This is a genomic window from Acinetobacter sp. C26M (genome assembly GCF_023702675.1).
Taxonomy (GTDB): domain Bacteria; phylum Pseudomonadota; class Gammaproteobacteria; order Pseudomonadales; family Moraxellaceae; genus Acinetobacter.
The window spans coordinates 2824641-2850903 of sequence record NZ_CP098478.1 but is presented as its reverse complement, the minus strand read 5'-3'; the positions used below and the strand labels follow the sequence as shown (position 1 = coordinate 2850903).

Below are 26263 nucleotides of genomic sequence, written 5' to 3'. Positions count from 1 at the left end.
TGTGAACAAAAGAACGCTTATTTTTGAATAAGCGTTTTTTCTTTGAGGAGTTGAATGAAACCGATCAGAATTGCTCCGACAGTAGCGAGGAACATGTCTTTGTGAGCATCCCAAATATCACCTTGTTGACCATTATAGTTCTCGGCATCTTCAGGTGATAAACCAATTGCAATCCACCACTCGATCAATTCATAGAACATACTCGATGCCATCACAAATTGAATCACAAGTAAGAATAAGGTAAATGGTTTGGCTGAGGGTAACCAAACTTGAAAACAACGATAAAAGAAGGGATAGAGTAGTAAACCATAAGCAAAATGAACCAGCCGATCATACATATTGCGAGACCAGCCCATGCTTTGATTGAGATCAAAATGAAACAGATTTTCAATCCACTCATTATATGGAACATATGAATATAGATAATGTGCACCTAGAATATGAATCAAAAGAAAAGCAAGGTAGAGGCAGAAACTATAAAAACTAATACCAATCTTTTTCATCGTCACGATAAGTGCGATCAACATCAATACTGTACCCGCTTGATGTAGTAAATAAGCTTCAAACTCAAGTGGTTGAATACTTGCAATAGCCACCACAAGAAGAACAATTGCAAGTGCAATATAGTGTTTTAAACTCAGTTGTTTTTCGATCATGCTGTATCCTAAGTATTACAGTCAGGAAATTTTTATTCGTCTTACTCTGTTGTTCCTACAGCGATTGTTTCTTTGGTTGTAGAGACGCCACCGAGTGCCTGACAAGCTTGTTTATATAATTGATATTTTTGTTGTACAACTTCATCGAGTGGGATGTCAAAGAGATCTTCACCGTTTTTATATTGTTCAATATAAGATGCTGCTTTGTCTTTATTCGCTGCCAGTGATTGTTGATAAAAATTTGAAATAGAAGAAGTTGCTAACTCATTGGATTCAATGTTATGACATTGAAAACCCTGTAGCAGTTTTTCAGCGCGCTTTAGCTCACTAGATTTCCCAAAAATACAGCCTGATAAGCCCACAGTGGCAATGAGCAGGAACAAAAGTTTCATGATCGATAAAGTAGAATTTTAAAAGTGCTATTATTGTATATAAGATTAATTTTATAAATTAATTATTTATGTCTAACACGATAAAATTTTTTGTCCTCACTTAGCTATTTAAAAAAATAATGTGATTTATCGCATGAGCAGAATTAGCTGAGGTGACCACGGTCTCATCTAGTCAATTTTTATACTTGAGCCGTATTGCAACATTTCAGCATATTTTGTTTGTATAACAAGTATCAATTGATTGATAAAAAATGATTTTTAACGGTATGCTAAATAGGGAAATCTTCAACACATCTTGTTATGTACATTAAGCGTTTTTGTCTATTCTGTTTTTTGATCAGCTTATCTGTTTGGTCTTATGCGGATGACTATGATTTTTTTTCTGTGCCTGATGAAGATACGGAACAAATGTTTGATGCAGCTTATCCTCAAATGAAAACAGAGTATTCTGTTTTACATAATCAGTTTTTTCAAAATGAACGTTGGCGTGTTTATAACTATACAGCTTATCAAACCAATCAATTCAACCATAAGATGTTGACAGGCGATACTACGAGTCTATCGCTAGATGATTTTTCGATTTCAGTCGGTTATGGAATGATGTATCAGTTGAACCGGACCAACCGAATTGGCTATGAATATTTATCCAGTTTTCCCTTTGATCGAGGGCAGTTAATTCGGTTTTTCTGGTTACGGATTTTTTAACTGATTTTTTGATAGAGACCAGCTCTAACCACACCTGCTTTGGTTTCTTTAATTTTCTGCCATGTATTGGGTAAGCTGAGCTGAGATAAATCTCGATCTGCTTCGACATAAATAAAAGCATTGTTTGCGATCATCGGATCGGAGAGTTCAGCTAGTTCCTGCCATAAATCAAGACTATAGGGTGGGTCAAGAAATATCACATCAAAGCTTGAGCTTAATTTTTTTAAGGTTTGCTGTGCGGTCGCAACATACAGTTGGCAATTTTCTGCTTTTAAAAGTTGAATATTGTCTTTTAAAAAACGTGCCTGTGTTGGATTAGGCTCAATCATCACCACTTTGGCAGCACCACGAGAAAGGGCTTCAAATCCCAATGCGCCTGAGCCACTGCACAAGTCCAGAACCTGTGCATTCTGGATATCCCACATGAGCCAGTTGAATAATGTTTCACGAACACGATCAGGGGTTGGGCGTAAGCCTTCAATACTGGCAAAGGGTAAAGTACGACGCTTCCATTCACCGCCAATAATGCGTAATTGATTTTTCATTATTCAGTGACTCCATCAGCAGGTGGAACAGCCGTTGTTGGTGTAACAGGCATGGAGGCTGGGGCAGACGAAGTGGCTGGTGTCGAAGCCGCTTGGTCATTCTGTGTTGTTGTGGTTGAGATACTGCTGCTTGGTAGTTCACCAGGTTTAATTCCCGCAGTCATTAAGCCACCACTGACTTGATGGCTGGCAGGGCGGAGTGGATTCTTTTTACGAGTTACCAGCCAATAGTCAAATATTGGACGTGCCAATTGGGCAGCAGAACCACCATGTTTACCATTTTCCCAAACCACAGCAATCGCAATCTCAGGATTGTCGGCAGGTGCAAAACCAACGAATAAACCATGGTCCCACTGTCTAGAGGAAAGTGCTGCTTCGTTATAGCGTTTTCCTTGAGCAATACTTTTGACTTGAGCTGTACCTGTCTTACCTGCAATTGAATATTGCAAGCCACCTTTAATGCCACGTCCTGTGCCAGATTGAATCACATCCACCATCGCATCATGCATATTGGTCCAATCTTGTTCTGTACCATTAAACTGGATTTTGCCGTCAGGGGCATTATGTACAGTAAATTTCTTAGATCCCTTACTTTCTCTGAGTACATGCGGTGTGACATGCGAGCCTTTATTGGCTGTGATTGCAGTTGCCATAGCCAATTGTAATGGTGTTGCAGTAAATGCACCTTGACCAATACTGACAGAAATAGTTTCACCTTTTAGCCATTTAGATTTACGAGTACGCATTTTCCATTCTGGGCTTGGATAAAGACCTGAACTTTCGCTTGGTAAATCGACCCCTGTTTTTTCACCAAAACCAAATTGGCGCATCCAGTCATTCATTTTTTCAATGCCCATGCGATAAGACAGGACGTAGAAATAGGTATCACATGACACAATTTGCGCTTTATGCATGTTGACTGAGCCATGACCACTTTTCTTATGGTCACGGAAACGATGGCTATCACCTGGCAGTGAGAAATAACCTGGATCGGAGATCGCGGTGCTCCAATCAACAAGACCATAATGAATACCACCTAAGCCAAACATCGGTTTAATGGTCGAGCCAGGAGGGTAAGCACCTTGAACTGCACGGTTGTAAAGCGGTTGATCCAGATTATCACGCAGTCCGCTATAATCTTTTGAGCTAATCCCCGTAACAAATAAGTTTGGATTGAAACTTGGACTAGAGACCAGTGCAAGGATTTCCCCTGTGCGAGGGTCTATAGCAACAATTGCCCCACGACGATCCGCCAATTGTTTTGCTGCAATGGTTTGCAGGCCATAATCAATAGACAGATACAGGTCATTACCACGGGTAGGGTTTTGACGACCTAGATTGCGCAGTACATTACCATGTGCATCAGCTTCAACTGACTCGTAGCCTGGTACACCATGTAATAGGTCTTCATAGCTTTTCTCTACCCCAATTTTACCAATCAGGTTGGTCCCTGCATATAAATCCTTATCAATGGATTTGAGTTCTTTGTCATTAATACGACCCACATAACCAATCACATGGGCGAATAACTCACCATGTGGGTAGTAACGGGTCATCTGAGTTTCAATTTTTACCCCAGGAAAGGCATATTTGACTTCACTGAATTTGGCAATATCGGCTTCAGTTAAATTTAGCTTAATCGCGAGGCGTTCTGTTTTGCGTGCGGTTTTCACACGGCTTTTAAAACGTTCAACATCATCTTGCGTCAAACTTAAAATCGGAATTAGACGAGTAATGGTTTCGTCAATATCGCTGACATCAGCACGACTCAGTGTTGCAGTGAAAACTGGATAGTTATCTGCCAATAGCACACCGTTACGATCGTAGATATATCCACGAGCGGGGGCTAAGGGTTGTAACCGAATACGGTTCTTATCTGATGCTGTTGTAAAATCATCGTAATGAACGATCTGTAAATATGCATAACGGCAGATCAATAAAAGTAGAAAAATAGCCACGACAAAGATTGCAAAAAAGATTCGACCCTTATAAATGCGCTTTTCTTGTTGCATATTTTTTAAAGGAAAGTGCTGTTTCATAGGGTGTCGACTTAATTACAAAATGGAGAGAATATAAAGGCTACGCATTTTAACGTAAGTTGAATGATCATACTGTAGAATTTTCAACAAATCATGCAAATGATGGTGCGACAGCTTTTGACTTTGCAGACATTAAAATTGTATGGTCTTGTATACTAGAAGCAAAATAATTCTGTTAAAGTCACAAACAGTTTGAAATAGGATTTTCCAATACACTCTTAGGGAAAATGGAGAAAATAATGAGAAAAATTTGCCTTTTATTATCGGTTTTAACACTTACAGGCTTAAGTCATGCGGATGACAATCCATTTAAGCCTGAGCCTAAATTAAAAGATGCGAACGTTTCAACATGGAATATAGGTGCAGGTTTTACCAAGAAATTATTACACGCGAACCTTGAATGGGTAAACCCATACGGTATTGCCTACGCCAAAGCGGGTGCATTTTTAAATGATGACAATGAAGCGGGTGGGCAAGTTGGCTTTCGTTATCCGTATTATTTAACGGGTACAGATAAAAATGGTTATTACATAGGTGTCTATGCGGGGCATTTAGATAGTAGAAATTATGGCGGTAAAGAAAAAGCCAATTTAGGTGTTGGTGCTGATCTTGCTTATGTCTGGTTGAATAGTGAACGCATTAGCACATTCAGCGTAGGTGCCGGAGTACGTGAAAAAATAGAAGATGGCGATGGAAACACTGTGAAAAAATCAGAGCCTGTTCTTCAGTTTTCTTACACTTTAAGTTTTGGTTTATAAGAGGGAAGTAACGTTCATTCTTTTAAAGGCCATTATGTATCAATAATTCTGAGAGTCATGCATGTTTGATTACGTCAATGAATTGTGGCAGATTTTCTTAAATCGACCTGACCATCTGGCAGTCTTAAGTATCATTCCTGTGACCGCCTTTGTAACTTGGGCGCACGTGTGGATGGCATTAAAAATGGTATTTTACCCAATTAATTTTTGGGGATTCCATTTAGGACCATTACCTGTAGGTTGGCAAGGGATTGTGCCACGTAAAGCTGGACGTATTTCAGGCATCATTACCGACAATACTTTATCTAAATTAGGTTCATTGCGAGAGTTTTTAGAAGCAATGGATCCCGAAGATATGGCAATGATCATTGGGGAACAAGTTGGTTTTGAGCTTGAGCATCTGATTGATGAGGTGATGATTGATCGTAATGCAGTACTTTGGGAAAACCTACCTTATTCGATTAAACGTCGTATTTATGCGCAAGCACATAAACAGTTACCAACCACGCTAAAAGAATTGGTGACTGAGCTGACCATGAACGTTGAGTCACTGGTAGATATGCGTGAAATGGTGGTCAGTCAGATGGAAGGTGATCGCCGTTTAATGGTGCGCATGTTCCTGAAAGTGGGCCAAAAAGAAATTAACTTTATTTGGCATATCAGTGCGTTAATCGGGATGTTCTTTGGTATTTTTCAGATGATCGTTTGGTTTGTCGTGCCATGGCATTGGACTGTTCCGTTTTGGGCAGCAATTTGGGGATTTTTAACCAACTGGATTGCGATTTGGATGGTATTTAATCCGATTGAGCCACATTATATTCGTTATCCGCAGATTTTCCGTCTAACCAAAGACCGTAAATTCCCTTGGATTGTACCTGTGTTAAAGATTGGTACATATAACGTTCAGGGTGCATTTATGAAGCGTCAAGAGGAGGTTTCGGATGTGTTTGCGAGTGTGGTGACGGAAGATTTAATCACCTTAAAGTCAATCATGACTGAAATGATGTATGGCAGTAAAAAAGACAAAACACGTCGAATTGTCAAGCGTCATATCAATGAAATTATGGAAACCCCGTTGGTCAGAACCTCTTTGCAGCTTTCATTAGGGCCAAGAGAATATGCTAGACTCAAGACCGACTTGATTGATCGCTCAATTGAAATTACCATGGGACCAGTATGTGACCCAGCTTTGAATGCAAGTCGCGCGCAGAAGATCTTTCAAATGTTTAGAGACCGCATCCGTGAACTAACACCGAAAGAGTTCCAAAACTTATTGCGCCCTGCGTTCCAAGAAGATGAGTGGATCTTAATTGTACTCGGTGGGGTGACTGGTTTCTTTGCTGGTTTAATTCACTTATTTGTTGCTTTCTTATAATTAATTTGATGTTGGTTGAGTGATAAGTCTGTATGATATTGCTCAATTTAAGATTTATTGTTTTTAAATGAGGATGTTCTTTTATGCGCATTATTTTACTCGGACCACCTGGGGCAGGCAAAGGTACTCAAGCTCAGTTGATCTGTAAGCGCTACAATATCCCACAAATTTCAACCGGTGATATGCTCCGTGCTGCGATTCGTGAAGGTACTGAACTTGGCTTAAAAGCGAAAAGCGTCATGGAATCAGGTGGTTTAGTCTCTGATGAACTGATTATTGGCTTGGTTAAAGAACGTATTGCTCAGCCTGACTGTGAAAATGGTTGTATCTTTGACGGTTTCCCTCGCACAATTCCACAAGCTGAAGCATTAGAAACAGCTGGAATTAGCATTGATCACGTGATTGAGATTGCTGTACCTGACGAAGAAATTGTGCAACGTCTTTCTGGTCGTCGTCAGCACCCTGCATCGGGTCGTGTTTATCATATCGTTTACAACCCACCGAAAGTGGAAGGTAAAGATGATGAAACAGGTGAAGACCTTGTGCAACGTCCAGATGACCAAGAAGAAACGATTCGTAAGCGTCTTGGATCTTACCACAGCGAAACTGAGCAATTGGTTGGTTTCTATCAAGGTCGTGCTGCTTCTGGTGAAAATGCACCAACGTATGACAAGCTAGATGGTTTACGTGCAATCGAAAACGTTCAAGCTGATTTATTTGCAATCTTAGATAAATAATTTAAGTTGCCGATTTTAAAAGAGCTCTGAATACAGAGCTCTTTTTATTTGGAGAAAGCTCATGCTAAAAGTCGTTTTAATTTTAGTGGTCATTTTCAGCGTTATCTTACTGTTATTTCTTTTGTATCAAAGTCAGAAAATGCTGCGTCATGTGCAGAAACAGCAGGCTTTGGAAAATAAATTGAATGGTAAAGCTCGCCAATTACATCCGAAACTGCAACAGCAAAAAAAACCTCAGGATTAACTGAGGTTTTTTATTGCGATTGGTTTGCTTGCACCAAATTCAAAACGATCTGGCCAGTTACAGACATCAGCAACGATACATTCACCACACTTCGGTTTCCTTGCAATACAGCAATAACGTCCGTGGAGAATCAGCCAGTGGTGGGCATCAATAATAAATTCTTTCGGAATCACTTTAATCAAGCGATCTTCCACTTCTAACACATTTTTTCCAACAGCTAAACCTGTACGGTTACCGACACGAAAAATATGAGTATCAACTGCCATGGTGGGTTGACCAAAGGCAGTATTCAGCACCACATTCGCCGTTTTACGCCCAACACCAGGGAGTGCCTCTAGCTCTTTACGTGTTTCTGGAATTTTCCCTTGATATTGGTCCACTAAAATTCGGCAGGTTTTAATCACGTTTTCAGCTTTAGAATTATATAAGCCAATGGTCTTGATATATGATTTTAAACCATCAATTCCAAGGTCTAAAATGGCTTGAGCGGTATTGGCAACAGGATACAGTTTATCTGTGGCTTTGTTGACACTGACATCAGTTGCTTGGGCAGACAGCAATACTGCAATCAGTAGCTCAAAAGGGGAGGAATAGTTCAACTCTGTCTGAGGATGTGGTCTCTGTTCACGTAAACGTTCAAAAAAGGTCTGGATCTGCTTTTTAGTCATATTTTTTACGGACATTTAGACCTCCTGCAATTCTGTTAAACGTTGTTGTAAAGCAATCAATTGGGCTTGCTTTGATTCGTCAGCCCGAACACTGAGTTGTTTTTCGAGTTTTTTAATCTGGGTGCGTACTTTTGCAAGTTCGATTGTTGTTTTTGCATCGAGTGTGGTGTTTTCTTTCTGCTTATCTGCCAAGGTTATCACCGGCACATTATTGAGTGCTTGAGAAAATTGGGCGAAGAATTCCACATCAATTTCAGCGCGTACAATTGGCCCTTTACGGCTCAAGCGACGTTTTTCTTCACGTTGGATATGTGCGTAATAACGATGTCTTAAATCATCCTGTTCAGCCGTACGTTGTGTTGTGGTAGGTAAAGGTTGGGTATCTTCGACGAGATCAATGCAGTCGACTGGGCAAGGCGGGATGCATAACTCACAACCTGTACACAGGTCAGTTAAAATACTGTGCATCAACTTGCCACTACCAATAATCGCATCGACAGGGCAGGCACTAATACATTTGGTACAGCCAATACATTCATCTTCACGAATTACTGCTTTGATACGTTGTGGTCGACCATCGAGTTGAATATCCCAAACGCTAGGTTCAGCTTTGAGTTGCGGGCGCGCTAACAAGGCTGCCAGTGCATCTGCAACAGGTTGTCCACCAGGCACACATTTATTGGCTTCCTCACCCTCTGCAATTGATTTTGCGTAAGGTAAGCAGCCATCACGATGCCCGCATAAACCACATTGTGTTTGTGGTAATAGTTGGTCAATTTGGACAATAAGCGCATGTTGTGCAGTTGGGGACATGTATCGAGGATGAAGCAAAAAAACAGGGAGCTTAGTATAGCAAATAATGATTTATCGCGGCGAAGCAATCGAAAAATATCCATACAGATGAAAATAGGTTGTGCTTAAAAATAGTGCTTTTGGTGGTGTTTTTTAGTGCAATTTAATTTTTAAATGAATCTACCTTTCTGTTGAAATGCGACTTCTTCTACACTTTTGACCTGTATTTATTATATAAATAATGAATATTTATTAACATAAGATTATGATTTTAATTAATAAAAATAGTTAAGCTTAAAAATAATATTGTGATGAAATAGTAATCTGTATTTAATAGGTGAAAACTCTATTTTGGTGCATTTTTAGCACCAAGATAAATCACAAGCTTGGGGGTGAATGTTGAAATACAATAGCTTAAATGACTTTCTGGATTATGTTAAAGCTAGAGATCCATATCAACCTGAATTTTTGCAAGCGGTCGAAGAAGTGATGACCAGCTTGTGGCCATTCATTGAGAAAAATCCGAAATATGCTCAATATGGCTTGTTAGAACGACTGGTTGAACCTGAGCGAGCGATTCAATTCCGCATATCGTGGATGGATGACCAAGGCCAGACTCATGTCAATCGTGGTTTCCGTGTTCAATACAATTCTGCAATTGGTCCATACAAAGGGGGAATGCGTTTCCATCCTTCTGTGAATTTATCCATTTTGAAGTTTTTAGGCTTTGAACAAACATTTAAAAATGCTCTAACTACTCTGCCAATGGGCGGTGGTAAAGGTGGTTCTGATTTTGACCCGAAAGGTAAATCTGAAGCAGAAATCATGCGCTTCTGCCAAGCTTTGATGCTGGAGCTATACCGTCATCTTGGCTCAAATACCGATATTCCTGCTGGAGACATTGGGGTGGGTGGTCGTGAAGTTGGCTATATGACAGGTATGATGAAGAAGTTAAGTAACGACACATCATGCGTATTTACAGGTAAAGGGATTTCATTTGGCGGTTCACTGGCTCGCCCTGAAGCAACAGGTTACGGTACGGTTTATTTTGCTGAAGAAATGCTGAAAACCCGTGGCGATAGTTTTGCCAATAAAACAGTATCGATTTCAGGTTCAGGCAATGTGGCGCAATATGCCGCAGAAAAAGCGATGTTCTTAGGTGCTAAAGTCGTAACTTTGTCTGATTCAAATGGTACGGTCTATTTAAAGAATGGTTTTAGTAAAGCCTTGCTTGATGAAGTAATGGAACTGAAAAATGTTCAACGCGGTCGGATCTCAGAATTTGCATCAAAACATGGTTTTGAATATTTCGAAGGAAAAACTCCGTGGCATATCCCCGTAGATATTGCTTTACCTTGTGCAACGCAAAATGAGCTCAATGCTGAAGATGCAGTAAGCTTATTATCGAATGGCGTGATTTGCGTAGCAGAAGGCGCGAATATGCCATCCACACTTGAGGCTGTTGAAAAATTTATTGCAGCGAAAATTCTATATGCACCAGGTAAAGCATCGAATGCAGGTGGGGTAGCAACCTCAGGTTTGGAAATGTCGCAGAATGCCAATCGCTTGGGTTGGTCATTTGAACAGGTTGATGAGCGCTTACATGCGATTATGAAAGAGATTCATCGTAACTGTGTCAAATACGGGACTCAGGAAGATGGCTCAATTAACTATGTGGATGGGGCGAATATTGCAGGTTTTGTAAAAGTTGCTGATGCAATTTTAGCGCAGGGCATTTATTAAAAATCTTAAGAATTCTTTCTTTAATGAAGAGGGAATTCTCATAAAAAATCCGATGACAAAGCATCGGATTTTTTATTTCTAAATGAAATTATGGTTTTTTCACAATTTCTTGCTCAACAACCATATCGAGTACGTCTGCAATGCTTGATTGGTCAGCAGCAGGATTTTTAATGTCAAAACGTTTAACACGTACAATCACACGTTGTTGTGGGTTGTGCTCAAAACCTTCGATTTGACCGTAGTACAATGACCAGTTTTTATCCGCGTAAGTTTTCAAACCTTTGTCATCATATTTGATTTCACGAACTTGCATACAAGTTTGTGGAGCAACACCTGTGCAAGACTTAGTTTCTGGTGAAATTTCCAAGAAAACAGTTTTACCTTCAGACTGGTATTTCGCTTCAGGGGTCATTTTACCAACGAAAGTATATTTTTGACCTTTAGCATCCGCGATTACCAATGTTGGTTGCTCTGGATTGGTTGCATTTACTTCAAACGCGATTTGACGTTTTTGTAGAAGATCACCCGCGAATTTTTCTTGTGCCATCAATGCTGGTTCACATGCCATCATGGTTGATGCACCGTCGCCTGTAGCGATTAAACCATTTTCAATTTTCCATGATGTATTTAAACGGTTGCAACCTGTATCTACAGATAAACGATCATTCGCTAAGAAGCTTAATACGATTGGACGCTTAGTATTAGCAGGTTGATATGACCAAGTGTAGTTGGTTAATACGTTACTATTTGCCACTTTTGCACCTGTAAATACATGCTTTTGACCTTTAGCATCAGTAACTGTCAAAATTGCTTGACCATTTACTGTGCTGATTTCAAATGGTACTTTTTTCTCGCTGAAGATGTCAGCAGATAAACGCTCTTGCTGCATTAAATCATCAGCACAAGCCATCATTGTTGATACAAGTGGAGAGGTTACAATTTTGTTGCCTTCAACAGCCCAAGTACCGCCTTGGTTGTTACAGCCAGTTTGGATTGCAAGTTTTTGGTCAGCGTTAAAAGATAACACTAAAGGCTTAGAAGCCTTAGAACCTTGGTAAGTCCAATTATATTCAGTTAAGTTTTTTACAGCAGTTGTATTAATTTGAGAAATTACATTATCAGTTACATTTTGCACAGTTTGGCACGCCATTAAAGAAAGCGGAAGTAATGCAAGAACTAAATATTTGATTTTCATATTCAAAACAACGATAAATAAATAACAGACATAAGCTTAAAGTATTCTTAAAAAGAGAACATGTCATCCTTTTAGCAATTAAGTTTGTTAAATGTTTCTATTTGTAAAATTTTGGAAAATATAGCAGATTTATAGGCTTGCCGTTATTTTCAGCAAGCCCATTTTATTTTTATGTGACCTAGTTGGATATTTAATCAAAGCGATAAATATCCATACCCAAAGAACCCATCGAGAAGCTGCTATGCACGACGTTGAAGCGATGGCCTGTGCCCATCGCAAAAAAGAGTGGGGCAAGGTGCTCTAGTGTTGGATGGTTACGCTGGATATAAGGAAGCGTTGGCCAGTCCAGCACTGCATCATAATCTTGATGGGTCAGTTTACTGACAACTGTATTGCGGAAAGTGCTGGCCCAAGTTGGTACATCGGCATCTGCTTGCCATGACAGCTCAGCAAGGTTATGAGTAATACTACCCGAACCGATCAACAGGATTTGCTGCTCGCGTAATGGAGATAGAACCTGCCCAATTTTATAGATTTCATCTGCATTCATTTGGATCGGCAGCGAAATCTCAATCACTGGGATGTCTGCATCCGGATACATGTGCAATAGAGGCATCCAGACGCCATGATCACGCGGACGGGTACTGTTTGCATGCGCAGCAATCCCTGCTTCGGCAAATCGTGTAAGAATTTCTTCTGCCAGTTTTGGTGCACCAGCTGCGGGATAACGAATGTCATATAGCTCAGGAGGAAAGCCACGGAAGTCGTGCCAGGTTTGTGGTCGAGTTGATGTATTGACCTCTAAGGCTTGGCTTTCCCAGTGCGCGGACATTACCACAATAGCTTGAGGTTTAGGGAGATTATTACCCAAGCGATGAAGTGCTGGACCCACTTGTTCTGGATCAAGCGCAAGCATGGGTGAACCATGTGAGATAAATAATCCGGGTAAAGTTTGCAGATCCATAAATAACTACCTGAGAAGGAATATAAGCCTATCCTGACAAAATGGGCATCGATATGACAGCCCTTAAGTTTCAACATGTTGTTCTAAAATTAGAACAGTTTTAAGCACGATGGTAAGGGTGGTTATGATTAATCGTCATCGCGCGATAAAGTTGCTCAATCAACAAAATACGTACCATTGGGTGTGGCATGGTCAGTTTTGACAGTGACCAATGCCAAGCAGCCGCTTTACGGACAGCATCGGAATGTCCATCTGGACCACCAATCGCAATCGCAATATCATTACCTTCAAGCATCCATAGCTTCATGGTATCTGCCAGCTTTTCAGTACTTAATTCACGTCCACCCACTTCTAAAGCAATCAAGGTTTCATTGGATTTGAGTGCATTGAGAATACTTTCACCTTCAATTTGACAGTATTTCAAAATATCTGCTTCGGAGTCATTTTTGCCGCGTTTTGCCATAGGAAGCTCAACGACCTGAGTTTGTACAAAAGGCTGAATGCGTTTGAAATAGTCTTCAAATCCAGTCAGCACCCAAGCAGGCATTTTTTGACCAATGGTGAGAATGCGGATTTTCATAGGCGTGTGTGATTGAGGAAATGAACAATATTATAACGCTGTTGTCTCTTCCATGTCGGGAAGTGCGATTTATCTAGTCATAAAAAATACAACAAGCACTTATACAGTACTCATAAAAAACGCAGCTCAAAACGCGTATGAGCTGCGATCAAAATGCCGTCCGTCTGGAGTTCGGATGGCACTAAAATGAGTTCATGAGTCAAATTTAGCCTTTGTTTTTATCGACTCTATTTTATTATGCCGCATGTTGGTTATTTTTCAACCATATTGTGTAACAAAAAAAGAGAGCCGAAGCTCTCTTTTTTATTTCCAATTACTTACTGATTAATGACGTGCAGCTTTTGCATCTTCTACTGGTTTAACAATAGGTGTTTTCGGCAAAGGCTTTGGTGTATCTGTCAATGCTAAAGGTAGGATTTCATCAATGCTTTTCACTGCTTTGATTTCTAATCCTTCTTTGACATTGTCAGGGATCTCAGCTAAATCACGGACGTTATCTTGTGGAATAAATACCAGTTTGATTCCACCGCGGTGTGCTGCAAGAAGTTTCTCTTTTAAGCCACCAATACGCATCGCACGACCACCAAGACTAGTTTCACCTGTCATCGCAATATCTGGACGAATCGGGATACCTGTAAATGCCGATACAAGGGCAGTTGTGAGTGCTAAACCAGCAGATGGTCCATCTTTTGGCGTTGCACCTTCAGGTAAGTGAACATGCACATCAGTTTCTTCAAAACGAGATGCTTCAATTCCCAATTCATCGGCGCGGGTACGTACTACAGTCATTGCAGCGGTAATCGATTCCTTCATTACATCACCGAGTGAACCCGTAGTAATGAATTTACCTTTACCTTTTACTGCTGCAACTTCAATGGTAAGTAATTCACCACCGACAGACGTCCAAGCCAAGCCATTTACGCGACCCACTTGTGCTTCATCTTCGGCAATACCAAAGTCAAATTTGTGTGGACCTAAGTATTCTGGAAGATTGGCAGAAGTTACATCAATCTGTAAGTTCTTAGACTTTTTACTAACCGCTTCTTTTACCACTTTACGTGCAATTTTCGAGACTTCACGTTCAAGGCTACGAACACCCGCTTCACGTGTATAACGTTGTACGATGTCGCGGATTGCTTCTTCGTGAACAGTCAATTCTTTTGTACGTAAACCATTGTTCTTGATTGCTTTCGGAACAAGGTAGCGTTCAGCAATATTCACTTTCTCATCTTCGGTATAACCTGGAAGACGAATCACTTCCATACGATCCAGCAAAGCTTCAGGAATATTCATGCTGTTTGCTGTACAGATGAACATGACTTCTGAAAGGTCAAGATCAAGATCTAAGTAATGGTCATTGAACTTGTTGTTTTGTGATGGATCGAGTACCTCAAGCAATGCAGATGCAGGATCACCACGGTAGTCTTGCGCCATCTTGTCGATTTCATCGAGTAAGAACAATGGGTTCTTGACACCGACTTTAGTCAGCGATTGCACGATTTTACCTGGCATCGCACCGATATAAGTACGACGGTGACCACGGATTTCAGCTTCATCACGTACACCACCAAGTGCCATACGAACAAACTCACGACCTGTTGCTTTAGCAACTGACTCACCAAGCGAAGTTTTACCTACACCAGGAGGGCCAACTAAACAAAGGATCGGGCCTTTGAGTTTTTTAACACGAGACTGAACCGCCAAGTATTCAACGATACGATCTTTTACGTCATCTAAGCCGTAGTGATCTGTATCAAGAATTTCTTGCGCTTTAGCAAGGTTAATACTGACTTTGCTCGCTTTGTTCCAAGGCGTATCTAAAATCACTTCTAGATAGTTGCGAACTACGGCAGCTTCGCTTGAAGCTGGTTGCATTGCTTTAAGTTTACGAAACTCAGCTTCAGCTTTTTTGCGCACGTGTTCAGGTAAATCGGCTTCAGCAAGACGTTTTTCAATTTCTGCAACGTCATCTTCCGCACCGCCATTCATATCGGAAAGTTCACGTTGAATGACTTTCATTTTTTCATTTAGAAAGTATTCACGTTGGTTCTTTTCCATTTGGCGTTTTACGCTGTCGTGTAGCGTTTGCTCAATTTGCTGTTCAGCAGATTGATTCATCAAATAGCTCATCAACTCTTGCAAGTGATCTTCAAACTCGTCGTGTTCTAAAAACTTTTGTTTCACTTCAATATTTAAAGGCACACGAGTTGCAACGAAGAACATCAACTGCAATAAGTCTTCAATTTTATTTGCTGCTGCAACGAGTTCACGTGCATTACGTAGTTTCGCTTCTGCATATTGAGCGAATAGGGTACGTAATTCATTTAAGCGAGTCTCTTGGGTCTCTTCGTCCAAAGGCAAGGTCATTGGGCTTAAATGATGTTCAGCTGTTAAGTATTCTTCTCCGTCAATAATGCGTTCTAACTTAGAACGATGTAGACCTTCAATAAGTACTTTAATGCAGTTCTCATCATTTTCATGATTGACTACTTGTACGATTTTAGCCACGGTTCCATATTGATAGAGATTATCGTGATCAATTTCTTCTGTGAGCGAATCTTTTTGCGCAACTACAAATACTAAATTGTCACTGTTACGAGCCACATCCACTGCATTGATCGATTTTTCACGACCCACGAATAGCGCGATTTGCATGTGCGGATACACCACAACATCACGTAACGCTAATAGTGGTAATACACTTGGAACCTGTGGCTCTAAGCTAGTTTCATTATTTAAAATATATTCAGACATGGGCACTCCTAATGAGTGACAACGGTGTTGCCATGTTTTTTATAGTGATGTGCATTTGAAAAAATACAAGGGGGTAGGATTAGAAAATATAAAAAAAAGACTAAATTACTCAAGATTCATTGCGGAAATAAGAAAAAAAGCATGCTAAGGCATGAAATAATAAAACTTTTTAGGGCTAAGCAAGGCGTTTAGTGGTTGGTCCCATTTTTGCCTGAATAGTGGGGTATCAACATATTGAAATTCGTGGCCAAGACCAAGACGATAGGGGTGATGTTTAGCGGATGCTAATGTTCGGTCATAGTAGCCACCACCCATACCAATTCGTGTTCCAAGAGGATCACAAGCTAGCAATGGTAGGATGAGTAGGTCTAAATGAGAAACATGTTTGCCACGACTAGCCATTGGTTCTTTCATCCCTAGCGGATGGTGAGAAAAACGTCTATTTAAATATTGTCTTGACGTTACGCGCACCCAAACCAAATTTTGATTCATATTACAAATCATAGGTAAATAAACCTGCTTGTTTTGCCGAAAACAAAGCTTTAGCAGTTGGTCGGTATGTACTTCCCCAAAGGCATGAAGGTAAAGTCCAATTTTTGATGAGGATTTAAATCGAGAGAATTGTCTGAGACGAACCAAAACTTGCTGTTCGGTCTTCTTTTGTTCGTAATAGGATAGTTGTCTTCTTTTTGAGCGGAGTTGTTTTCTTAATAAGTTTAATGTCTGGCTCATAAGTTCAAAAACTGTTTCGAGGTAAAAGCAATCTTACCTGATTTATTGCCTGAATTCTAAAATCAAAAATACTGTTATTTATAAGTAAAATTTCAAACTTGTAGCATTATTTGTATTTTTTCTAATAAATTAAATTTTAATAATTTATTCCAATCACTAATGTGAATTTTAGGTATTGAATAATATTTTATTATTTACTATGGAGCAATTGCTCTATTTTTCATGTTCTTTATAAAATAAAACAAAAGCAGAACAAAATAAAACATTTTTATATTTTTGTGATTTAAATCATACATTTGTTTTATTGTTTTGTGTGTGAATATGAGAAATATGTCTCATTTTTTTAATAACAATATTTATCTAATCTTTACCAATTTACTCGATTTTATTAGCATCCGCAGCTCTTTTTTGGCACCGAAACTAAAAATGCTCATTGGCATTTTTAGACCATCAATAACTGTAGTAATTATCTGAGAATTTTTATGAATAAAGTATATAAAGTGGTTTGGAATGCATCGATTGGCGCATGGGTTGCAACATCTGAACTTGCAAAAAGCAAAACAAAAACTAAATCAAAAGTTCTCAATTTATCTGCTGCAGTTTTAGTTGGTGCCATTAGTTTTTCTCCTGCTGCATTTGCTGCAGAGGGCATAGAAAATGGAAAAGGCCCAGGAACAGGGATTTCATCAGCTAAATGCTTAGAAAATCCTGCAAGTGCAGGGAATAGATCTGATATTGCAATTGGATGTGCATCTCAAACAGCGACAACATCAAGAGCGACAACGATTGCAGATCGTAAAAACCCATATAACAATTCAACTGGTGCATTTGCTGGTGGAAATAAAGAAGGGGGATCAATTGCTTTAGGTACAGGCGCTAGTACTGAAAAAGGTTTAGGTACAGCAATTGGTTCATATGCGACGACTACTGATATTGCAGGGGTGGCTATTGGTACTGGGGCTTTGTCAAAAGGTAATACAGCCCTCTCTATTGGTCGTCAATCAGCAGCAACTGCTGATTTTGCTCAAGCAATTGGTAACGTGGCTGCGGCAACAGGTAAGGGTTCTTTAGCAATTGGTCATTCTGCAACAGCAGAAGGTTATCGTGCAATTGCAATTGGTTCACCTGATATTGAAAATGCGGGTTCAGTTGCAGGGCAAGCAGGTGCTGAATATCAATCAAAAATGGCAACTAAAGCAACAGGTAAAGACTCGATCGCATTTGGTGGTGGTGCTGTTGCAACTCAAGAAAACTCGTTGGCGATTGGTGCATTCTCTGAATCGACGGGTGCAAAATCTGTAGCAATTGGTACTGGCGCAAAAGCTAAAAAAGATAATGCTGTTGTTATTGGTGATCAAGCAGAAACAACTTTCGATGGTGGTGTTGCCGTTGGTAAAGGCGCACGTTCAGAAGCTGAAAACAGTATTGCTCTAGGTAAAGATTCAAAAGCAACACAAGCAACGCGTGAAAGTTTCCTTACTAAAAAAGCTGCACCAACAGGTGTTCTATCTGTCGGTGATGTAGGTGCTGAACGTCGTATCCAAAATGTTGCCGATGGTGCTGTAGATTCTGATGCTGCAACAGTTGGTCAGTTAAAAGCAGCACGTACCCATTATGTCAGTGTAAATGATAATGGTGTACAAGGCGGTAACTACGAAAATGATGGTGCAGAAGGCCGTAATTCAATTGCAGTCGGTGTTAATACAACCTCAAAAGGTTCTGAGTCGGTTGCGGTTGGGTCAAACGCAAGAAGTGTTGGTACAGGTGCTATTTCTGTTGGTAGCGCAAGTGAAACAGTAGGCAGCGGTGATGTGTCGATCGGTCGTAATGCATCAACAAAAGGTGCGGCTGGTACTGCGGCTGGATATAGCAATCAGTCGATAGCAATTGGTGATCAAACCAAAGCCATCGGTGACCAATCTATTGCAATTGGTGCAGATGTAATTGCACGTGGTAACTCATCTGTTGCAATTGGTGGTGATGATGTTGATAAAATTGCACAAGATGCTGAACTGAGTAAAACCTATACGGATATCACTGGTGGATTGCTAAAAGCGGGTCGTTATCCAACAACTGAAGCGAATCATGGTTCAACAGCAGTTGGTACTCAGGCAGTTGGTACTGGTGCATTTTCATCTGCATTTGGTATGACCTCTAAGGCAACGGGTGATGCCTCATCTGCTTTCGGTGTAATGTCGAATGCAGCGGGCAAAGGTGCTGCTGCATTTGGTGCTGTTGCTCAAGCGACAGGTGATGGTGCATCAGCAATGGGGATTAACTCAGTTGCTTCTGGTACCAATTCAACCGCAATTGGTTCGGGTAATAAACCAGGTGAAGGTGCGACGGCAACAGGTAATGGTGCTGCTGCAATTGGTAGTAATGCCAAAGCGACTGGTGATAATGCTGCTGCAGTTGGTAAAGGTGCTGAAGCAAGCAATGAAAATGCAGCTGCGATTGGTGGTGGTGCTAAAGCGTCAGGCAAAAACTCTGCTGCGATTGGTGGCGGTGCTGTAGCTGACCAAGAAAATGCGGTAGCTGTTGGTCAAGGTGCGCAATCAATGGTTGTTGGCGGTGTGGCTTTGGGTGCCCGCAGCCGTGTTGAAGCTGAAAATAGTGTGGCATTGGGTCAAGATGCTATTGCAACGGCAACGACTGGTGACTCATTCCTTACGAATCGCGACGCTTCAATGTCAAATGGAGTTGTGTCAGTAGGTTCTGCTGGAAAAGAGCGCCGTATTACCAATGTTGAAGATGGCTCTGCTGATTCAGATGCAGTGACGGTTCGTCAGCTTAAAAATGTTGATTCTCGTGTTAATGATAATGCTCAAAATATCAGTAATAATGCCCAAAATATTACGAATTTGAATCAAAAATTGGATGATACCAAAACTGATTTAGGTAACCAGATTGCAGATACCAATAACAATTTGAATGATGCTAAAACAGATTTAGGTAATCAAATCAATAATACTAAAACTGAACTGAATACCAAGATTGACAATACCAAGACCGAGTTGGAAAACAAAGGCCTGAACTTTGCAGGTAATGCAGGTGCGGATGTACATCGTAAGTTGGGTGAGAAGTTAAATATTGTTGGTGGTGCTGATGCTTCAACAGCAGAAGACAAAACTAGCGGTGAAAATGTTATTACGCGTACAACGAAAGATGGTATCCAGATTGAATTGTTGAAAGATGCGAAGTTCGACAGCATTACGACTGGTGACACGGTATTAAGCGACAAAGGTGTGACCATTAAAGATGGTCCAAGCATTACTAAAGATGGCATCAATGCGGGTGGTAAGAAAATTACCGATGTTGCAGATGGTGTGAATGGTAAAGATGCGGTGAATGTTGACCAGTTAACCAAAGTTAAAGATGGTTTAGATGGCAAGATTACCGATACCAATACTAAGTTAGATGATGCGAAGAAAGACTTGGGTAACCAAATCACGGATACCAACAACAAGTTAGATGATGCAAAGAAAGACTTAGGTAATCAGATCACAGATACCAAGACTGAGCTCAACAACACGATCAATAACACTAAAACAGAACTGAACACCAAGATTGACAGCACCAAGACTGAGTTGGAAAACAAAGGTTTGAACTTTGCAGGTAATGCAGGTGCGGATGTACATCGTAAGTTGGGTGAGAAGTTAAATATTGTTGGTGGTGCTGATGCTTCAACAGCAGAAGACAAAACTAGCGGTGAAAATGTCATTACCCGTACTACGGCAGATGGTATCAAAGTTGAATTACTGAAAGATGCGAAGTTCGACAGCATTACGACTGGTGATACGGTATTAAACGACAAGGGTGTGACCATTAAAGATGGTCCAAGCATCACTAAAGATGGCATCAATGCGGGCAATAAAGTCATTAGCAATGTTGCAGATGGTTCAATCGCGAATGGTTCTAAAGATGCGGTGAATGGTGGTCAGATCAAGAATATTTCTGACAGCATCAAGAACAGCATTGGTGGAAACACGATTGTTAACCCAGACGGTAGCATCACGACCAACAACATTGGTGGTACAGGTAAAAACAACATCAATGATGCGATCAGCAATGTGAAAGACGCTGCAACTAAAGCGAAAACCACAGTGACTGAAGGCGACAACATTGTTGTTAAAGAGACGACCAATAAAGATGGTAGTACTAACTACGAAGTTTCAACCAAGAAAGACCTTAATTTAGACAGCATCACGACTGGCGATACGGTATTAAACGACAAGGGTTTAACCATTAAAGATGGTCCAAGCATCACTAAAGATGGCATCAATGCGGGTAATAAAGTCATTAGCAATGTTGCAGATGGTTCAATCTCGAATGGTTCTAAAGATGCGGTGAATGGTGGTCAGGTTAAGAATATTTCTGACAGCATCAAGAACAGCATTGGTGGAAACACGATTGTTAACCCAGACGGTAGCATCACGACCAACAACATTGGTGGTACAGGTAAAAACAACATCAATGATGCGATCAGTAATGTGAAAGACGCTGCAACTAAAGCGAAAACCACAGTGACTGAAGGCGACAACATTGTTGTTAAAGAGACGACCAATAAAGATGGTAGTACCAACTACGAAGTTTCAACCAAGAAAGATCTTAATTTAGACAGCATTACGACTGGTGACACGGTATTAAACGACAAGGGTTTAACCATTAAAGATGGCCCAAGCATCACTAAAGATGGCATCAATGCGGGTGGTAAGAAAATTACCGATGTTGCAGATGGTTCAATCGCGAATGGTTCTAAAGATGCGGTGAATGGTGGTCAGATCAAGAATATTTCTGACAGCATCAAGAACAGCATTGGTGGAAACACAACGGTCAATCCAGATGGTAGCATCACGACCAATAACATTGGTGGAACAGGTAAAGACAACATCAATGATGCAATCAAGTCGGTAGATGACAAAGTCACCAATGGTGTAAATGACCTCACCAACAAAGGCTTGAACTTTGCAGGTAATGCAGGTGCGGATGTACATCGTAAGTTGGGTGAGAAGTTAAACATTGTTGGTGGTGCTGATGCTTCAACAGCAGAAGAAAAAACCAGCGGTGAAAACGTCATTACCCGAACTACGGCAGATGGCATCAAAGTTGAATTACTGAAAGATGCGAAGTTCGACAGCATTACGACTGGTGACACGGTATTAAACGACAAGGGTGTGACCATTAAAGATGGTCCAAGCATCACTAAAGATGGCATCAATGCGGGTAATAAAGTCATTAGCAATGTTGCAGATGGTGTGAATGGTAAAGATGCGGTGAATGTTGACCAGTTAACCAAGGTTAAAGATGGTTTAGATGGCAAGATTACTGATACTAATACCAAGTTAGATGATGCGAAGAAAGATTTGGGTAACCAAATCACGGATACTAACAACAAGTTAGATGATGCGAAGAAAGACTTAGGTAATCAGATTACAGATACCAAGACTGAGCTCAACAACACGATCAATAACACCAAAACAGAACTGAACACCAAGATTGACAACACCAAGACTGAGTTGGAAAACAAAGGCTTGAACTTTGCAGGTAATGCAGGTGCGGATGTTCATCGTAAGTTGGGTGAGAAGTTAAATATTGTTGGTGGTGCTGATGCTTCAACAGCAGAAGACAAAACCAGCGGTGAAAACGTGATTACGCGTACAACGAAAGATGGTATCCAGATTGAATTGTTGAAAGATGCGAAGTTCGACAGCATTACGACAGGCGACACGGTATTAAACGACAAAGGTGTGACCATTAAAGATGGTCCAAGCATCACTAAAGATGGCATCAATGCAGGTAATAAAGTCATTAGCAATGTTGCAGATGGTTCAATCGCGACTGGTTCTAAAGATGCGGTGAATGGTGGTCAGATCAAGAATATTTCTGACAGCATCAAGAACAGCATTGGTGGAAACACAACGGTTAATCCAGATGGCAGCATCACGACCAATAACATTGGTGGAACAGGTAAAGACAACATCAATGATGCAATCAAGTCGGTAGATGACAAAGTCACCAATGGTGTAAATGACCTGACCAATAAAGGTCTAAACTTTGCAGGTAATGCAGGTGCGGATGTCCATCGTAAGTTGGGTGAGAAGTTAAACATTGTTGGTGGTGCTGATGCTTCAACAGCAGAAGACAAAACCAGCGGTGAAAACGTGATTACGCGTACAACGAAAGATGGTATCCAGATTGAATTGTTGAAAGATGCGAAGTTCGACAGCATTACGACAGGCGACACGGTATTAAACGACAAAGGTGTGACCATTAAAGATGGTCCAAGTATCACTAAAGATGGCATCAATGCGGGTAATAAAGTCATTAGCAATGTTGCAGATGGCTCAATTGCGAATGGTTCTAAAGATGCAGTGAATGGCGGTCAGGTTAAGAATATTTCTGACAGCATCAAGAACAGCATTGGTGGAAACACGATTGTTAACCCAGACGGTAGCATCACGACCAACAACATTGGTGGTACAGGTAAAAACAACATCAATGATGCGATCAGCAATGTGAAAGACGCTGCAACTAAAGCGAAAACCACAGTGACTGAAGGCGACAACATTGTTGTTAAAGAGACGACCAATAAAGATGGTAGTACTAACTACGAAGTTTCAACCAAGAAAGACCTTAATTTAGACAGCATCACGACTGGCGATACGGTATTAAACGACAAGGGTTTAACCATTAAAGATGGTCCAAGCATCACTAAAGATGGCATCAATGCGGGTAATAAAGTCATTAGCAATGTTGCAGATGGTTCAATCTCGAATGGTTCTAAAGATGCGGTGAATGGTGGTCAGATCAAGAATATTTCTGACAGCATCAAGAACAGCATTGGTGGAAACACAACGGTTAATCCAGATGGCAGCATCACGACCAATAACATTGGTGGAACTGGTAAAGACAACGTCAATGATGCAATCAAATCAGTTGATGAGAAAGTCACCAATGGTGTAAATGACCTCACCAACAAAGGCTTGAACTTTGCAGGTAATACAGGTGCTGATGTTCATCGTAAGTTGGGTGAGAAGTTAAACATTGTTGGTGGTGCTGATGCTTCGACAGCAGAAGACAAAACCAGCGGTGAGAACGTGATTACCCGTACAACGAAAGATGGTATCCAGATTGAATTGTTGAAAGATGCGAAGTTCGACAGCATTACAACTGGCAATACAGTCATTAATAACAACGGTTTGACGATTAAAGGTGGCCCAAGCATCACAATTAATGGTATCGATGCAGGTGGTAAGAAAATTACCAATGTTGCTGATGGTGTTGATGCTAAAGATGCAGTAAATAAAGGTCAGCTTGATAAGCAAATCAATGATGTTAAAGACCAAATTGGTAAAGAGATCGGTGATTTGTCTGATAATGCTGTGAAGTATGACAAAGATAAAGATGGCAATGTCGATAAAAATTCTGTGACTTTAGGCGGTGGTGATAAAGGCACGAATTTGAAGAATGTTGCTGATGGTAAGGTTGAGGAAGGTTCTAAAGACGCTGTAAATGGTGGTCAGTTATGGGATGTTCAGAAGCAAGTTGATAAAAACTCAAATGATATTCAGAACATCAATAACAACATCAATAACATCAACAATGGTAAATCTGGTTTAGTTCAGCAACAGACACCGAATGGTGAAATTACTGTTGGTAAAGATACTGGCGGTACAAGTATCAATATGGCTGGAAAAGACGGTGATCGTGTTGTACAGGGTGTTAAGGATGGTGAAATCAAAGCAGGTTCTAACCAAGCCGTGAATGGTGGTCAGATCCATAACATCTCGAACAGTATCAAGAACAGCATTGGTGGTGAAACAGTTGTTAATCAAGATGGTAGTATCACGACCAACAATATCGGCGGTACGGGTAAAAACAATATCAATGATGCGATTGGAACCCTAAATCAATCGAATCAAGAGTTGGGTAACAAAATCAACAATCTTGGTGATCAGTTACAACAAGTCTTCTATGACACTAACAAGCGTATCGATAACTTGGAAGACAAAATGTCTGCTGGTATTGCTGCGACTGCTGCGCTTGAGCAAGCGCCTTATGTTCCTGGTAAGTTAACCATGGCAGTAGGTGCTGCGTATTACAATGATCAAAATGCGGTGGGTGTGACGTTCCGTCGTACTGCGGATAATGGTCGTTGGTCATTAACGACTGGTGCTGCATTAGGTAGCCAAGGTAGTCCGTTAGTGCGTATTGGTGTAAGTACAATTATCGACTAATTGCCTTCAATAAGGGGAGTCAAAAGCTCTCCTTATCTTCAACAGATATTGTGAGTAAAGAAATGAACAAAAATATTCAAATTTTGATGATGGCAACGTTAGTTGGTTTGACTGCAACTACTACGTTTGCACAAGAAGCTGATGCCGCTCAACAAGAGGAAATCAAATTTCCAGCGGTCGATAAAAGCTATTTAAAGCAAGTTCAACGTTATGAATACGATAATGTAGCGCGCTTAGATACAGGTTTAACCAAAGATCAGATTCGCCATATCTTAGGTCATCCTCAATTTAGCGAAGGTGTATTTTTTGTAAAAACTTGGAACTATGTTTTAGATATTCGTCAGCCGAATAGCCAAGACTATTTACGTTGTCAGCTACGTGTCGATTTTGATAAGAAATATCTTTCAGAAAGACTGTCTTGGAAAGGTGAGGCGTGTGAAGGCTTAATGGCTTGGGGTGCGAATAACCAAGTTCCCACTAATGCCAATGTGAATAGTGAACGTTCAGGAAGTGTATTTTTTGCATTTGATCGTTTTAATGCTGGTGCGATCGAACAAGGCTCAAGTTCTGTAGTTTCAATTGCACAACGTATTAAACAAAGTAATTCGACTGGCCCGATCGTTGTCGCAGGCTTTACTGATCCATTAGGTAAATTCGCTTATAACCAACAACTTTCATCACAACGTGCCAATACAGTGGCGAAGTTATTGGTTAATCAGGGAATTGATGCAAATCGTATTCAAATTCAAGCCAATAGTCAGACTGATTTATATCAACAATGCGCAGGCAATAAAGCAAATGCACAACTCGTTGGCTGTTTAGCACCAAATAGACGTGTCAACGTTACTTGGTAAGATATCTGAGAATAAAAAAAGCCAGTATAAATACTGGCTTTTTTTATTTTTGACATTTAGATACAAATATTAATGCAAAATTTGAACATAAATTTAGGAGAAGAATGTCAATTTGCGTCATGTATCGACTTTTTTTGTATACAGATTTGCATAATCTGAAAATTGTGAGATGAGTTTTTTACTTTTAATTAAAAATTAACTATTGATTTATAATATTTAATTATAGAAATAAAAATTAAAAATTTAATTTAAATTGGTGAATTGATAGATGTGTAACTTGTACTAATGTGATT

The 26263-nt window shown here is 40.3% G+C and carries 19 protein-coding genes; 8 read left to right on the top strand and 11 right to left on the bottom strand.

From position 1 onward, the window contains the following. Positions 1-17 precede the first annotated feature (17 nt). Positions 18-656, bottom strand: coding sequence for a DUF2238 domain-containing protein (locus NDN11_RS13030; RefSeq protein ID WP_251109880.1), 639 nt, complete (start codon positions 654-656; stop codon positions 18-20). A 41-nt stretch (positions 657-697) separates the two neighbouring features. Continuing rightward, entirely contained in the window at positions 698-1048 is a 351-nt protein-coding gene (locus NDN11_RS13025) for a hypothetical protein (RefSeq protein WP_251109879.1), read from the bottom strand. A gap of 300 nt (positions 1049-1348) precedes the next feature. Between NDN11_RS13025 and NDN11_RS13020 the strand changes: the two genes are divergently transcribed. After that, a complete protein-coding gene (locus NDN11_RS13020) occupies positions 1349-1753 on the top strand; it encodes a hypothetical protein (RefSeq protein WP_251109878.1) in 405 nt (134 codons plus the stop codon). On the opposite strand, the gene rsmD is transcribed toward NDN11_RS13020, so the two are convergent. Both rsmD and mrdA read right to left on the bottom strand, forming a co-directional pair. Further along, positions 1750-2298 (bottom strand): 16S rRNA (guanine(966)-N(2))-methyltransferase RsmD, encoded by a 549-nt coding sequence (gene rsmD, locus NDN11_RS13015; protein ID WP_251109877.1) that lies wholly within the window; start codon positions 2296-2298, stop codon positions 1750-1752. The genes NDN11_RS13020 and rsmD overlap by 4 nt on opposite strands. After that, positions 2298-4337: a penicillin-binding protein 2 gene (gene mrdA, locus NDN11_RS13010; RefSeq protein WP_251109876.1), complete on the bottom strand. Its 2040-nt coding sequence runs from the start codon at positions 4335-4337 to the stop codon at positions 2298-2300. Before mrdA ends, rsmD begins: the two co-directional genes overlap by 1 nt. Positions 4338-4576: 239 nt before the next feature. Between mrdA and NDN11_RS13005 the strand changes: the two genes are divergently transcribed. The 4 genes from NDN11_RS13005 (at position 4577) to NDN11_RS12990 (ending at position 7451) form a co-directional block, all read left to right on the top strand. Continuing rightward, the gene (locus tag NDN11_RS13005; protein ID WP_251109875.1) at positions 4577-5095 is read left to right on the top strand and encodes a hypothetical protein; all 519 of its coding nucleotides are present in this window, start codon (positions 4577-4579) and stop codon (positions 5093-5095) included. A 61-nt stretch (positions 5096-5156) separates the two neighbouring features. Then, positions 5157-6470, top strand: coding sequence for a DUF445 domain-containing protein (locus NDN11_RS13000; protein ID WP_167250624.1), 1314 nt, complete (start codon positions 5157-5159; stop codon positions 6468-6470). A gap of 83 nt (positions 6471-6553) precedes the next feature. Next, positions 6554-7207, top strand: a complete 654-nt coding sequence (gene adk, locus NDN11_RS12995; RefSeq protein ID WP_004801251.1) for an adenylate kinase — start codon at positions 6554-6556, stop codon at positions 7205-7207. Positions 7208-7268: 61 nt separating this feature from the next. Beyond that, positions 7269-7451, top strand: coding sequence for a hypothetical protein (locus NDN11_RS12990; protein WP_251109874.1), 183 nt, complete (start codon positions 7269-7271; stop codon positions 7449-7451). Here the strand turns inward: NDN11_RS12990 and nth are convergent. Together nth and NDN11_RS12980 are read right to left on the bottom strand one after the other, a co-directional pair. Then, complete coding sequence (gene nth, locus NDN11_RS12985) at positions 7448-8134, bottom strand: endonuclease III (RefSeq protein ID WP_216076286.1); 687 nt, start codon at positions 8132-8134, stop codon at positions 7448-7450. The two genes, NDN11_RS12990 and nth, sit on opposite strands and share 4 nt — an antisense overlap. Continuing rightward, complete coding sequence (locus tag NDN11_RS12980; RefSeq protein ID WP_251109873.1) at positions 8135-8932, bottom strand: RnfABCDGE type electron transport complex subunit B; 798 nt, start codon at positions 8930-8932, stop codon at positions 8135-8137. Between the two features lie 375 nt (positions 8933-9307). On the opposite strand from NDN11_RS12980, the gene gdhA reads away from it, so the two are divergent. Next, positions 9308-10654: an NADP-specific glutamate dehydrogenase gene (gdhA, locus tag NDN11_RS12975; RefSeq protein WP_167250620.1), complete on the top strand. Its 1347-nt coding sequence runs from the start codon at positions 9308-9310 to the stop codon at positions 10652-10654. 88 nt (positions 10655-10742) lie between these two features. On the opposite strand, the gene NDN11_RS12970 is transcribed toward gdhA, so the two are convergent. From NDN11_RS12970 to NDN11_RS12950, 5 genes are all read right to left on the bottom strand, one after another. Further along, entirely contained in the window at positions 10743-11849 is a 1107-nt protein-coding gene (locus tag NDN11_RS12970) for an META and DUF4377 domain-containing protein (RefSeq protein WP_251109872.1), read from the bottom strand. Between the two features lie 190 nt (positions 11850-12039). Continuing rightward, positions 12040-12813, bottom strand: a complete 774-nt coding sequence (locus NDN11_RS12965) for a DODA-type extradiol aromatic ring-opening family dioxygenase (RefSeq protein ID WP_251109871.1) — start codon at positions 12811-12813, stop codon at positions 12040-12042. Positions 12814-12913: 100 nt separating this feature from the next. Continuing rightward, complete coding sequence (gene rlmH / locus NDN11_RS12960; protein ID WP_167250614.1) at positions 12914-13393, bottom strand: 23S rRNA (pseudouridine(1915)-N(3))-methyltransferase RlmH; 480 nt, start codon at positions 13391-13393, stop codon at positions 12914-12916. A 324-nt stretch (positions 13394-13717) separates the two neighbouring features. Beyond that, positions 13718-16147, bottom strand: a complete 2430-nt coding sequence (gene lon, locus NDN11_RS12955) for an endopeptidase La (protein ID WP_251109870.1) — start codon at positions 16145-16147, stop codon at positions 13718-13720. Positions 16148-16291: 144 nt separating this feature from the next. Further along, positions 16292-16879 carry a 5-formyltetrahydrofolate cyclo-ligase gene (locus NDN11_RS12950; protein ID WP_167250610.1) on the bottom strand — a complete coding sequence of 196 codons (588 nt, stop codon included), beginning with the start codon at positions 16877-16879 and terminating at the stop codon, positions 16292-16294. A gap of 482 nt (positions 16880-17361) precedes the next feature. On the opposite strand from NDN11_RS12950, the gene NDN11_RS12945 reads away from it, so the two are divergent. Then, a complete protein-coding gene (locus NDN11_RS12945; protein WP_251109869.1) occupies positions 17362-25116 on the top strand; it encodes an ESPR-type extended signal peptide-containing protein in 7755 nt (2584 codons plus the stop codon). A gap of 62 nt (positions 25117-25178) precedes the next feature. Next, positions 25179-25970 carry a trimeric autotransporter adhesin/peptidogylcan-associated protein TpgA gene (tpgA, locus tag NDN11_RS12940; RefSeq protein WP_251109868.1) on the top strand — a complete coding sequence of 264 codons (792 nt, stop codon included), beginning with the start codon at positions 25179-25181 and terminating at the stop codon, positions 25968-25970. Positions 25971-26263 lie beyond the last annotated feature (293 nt).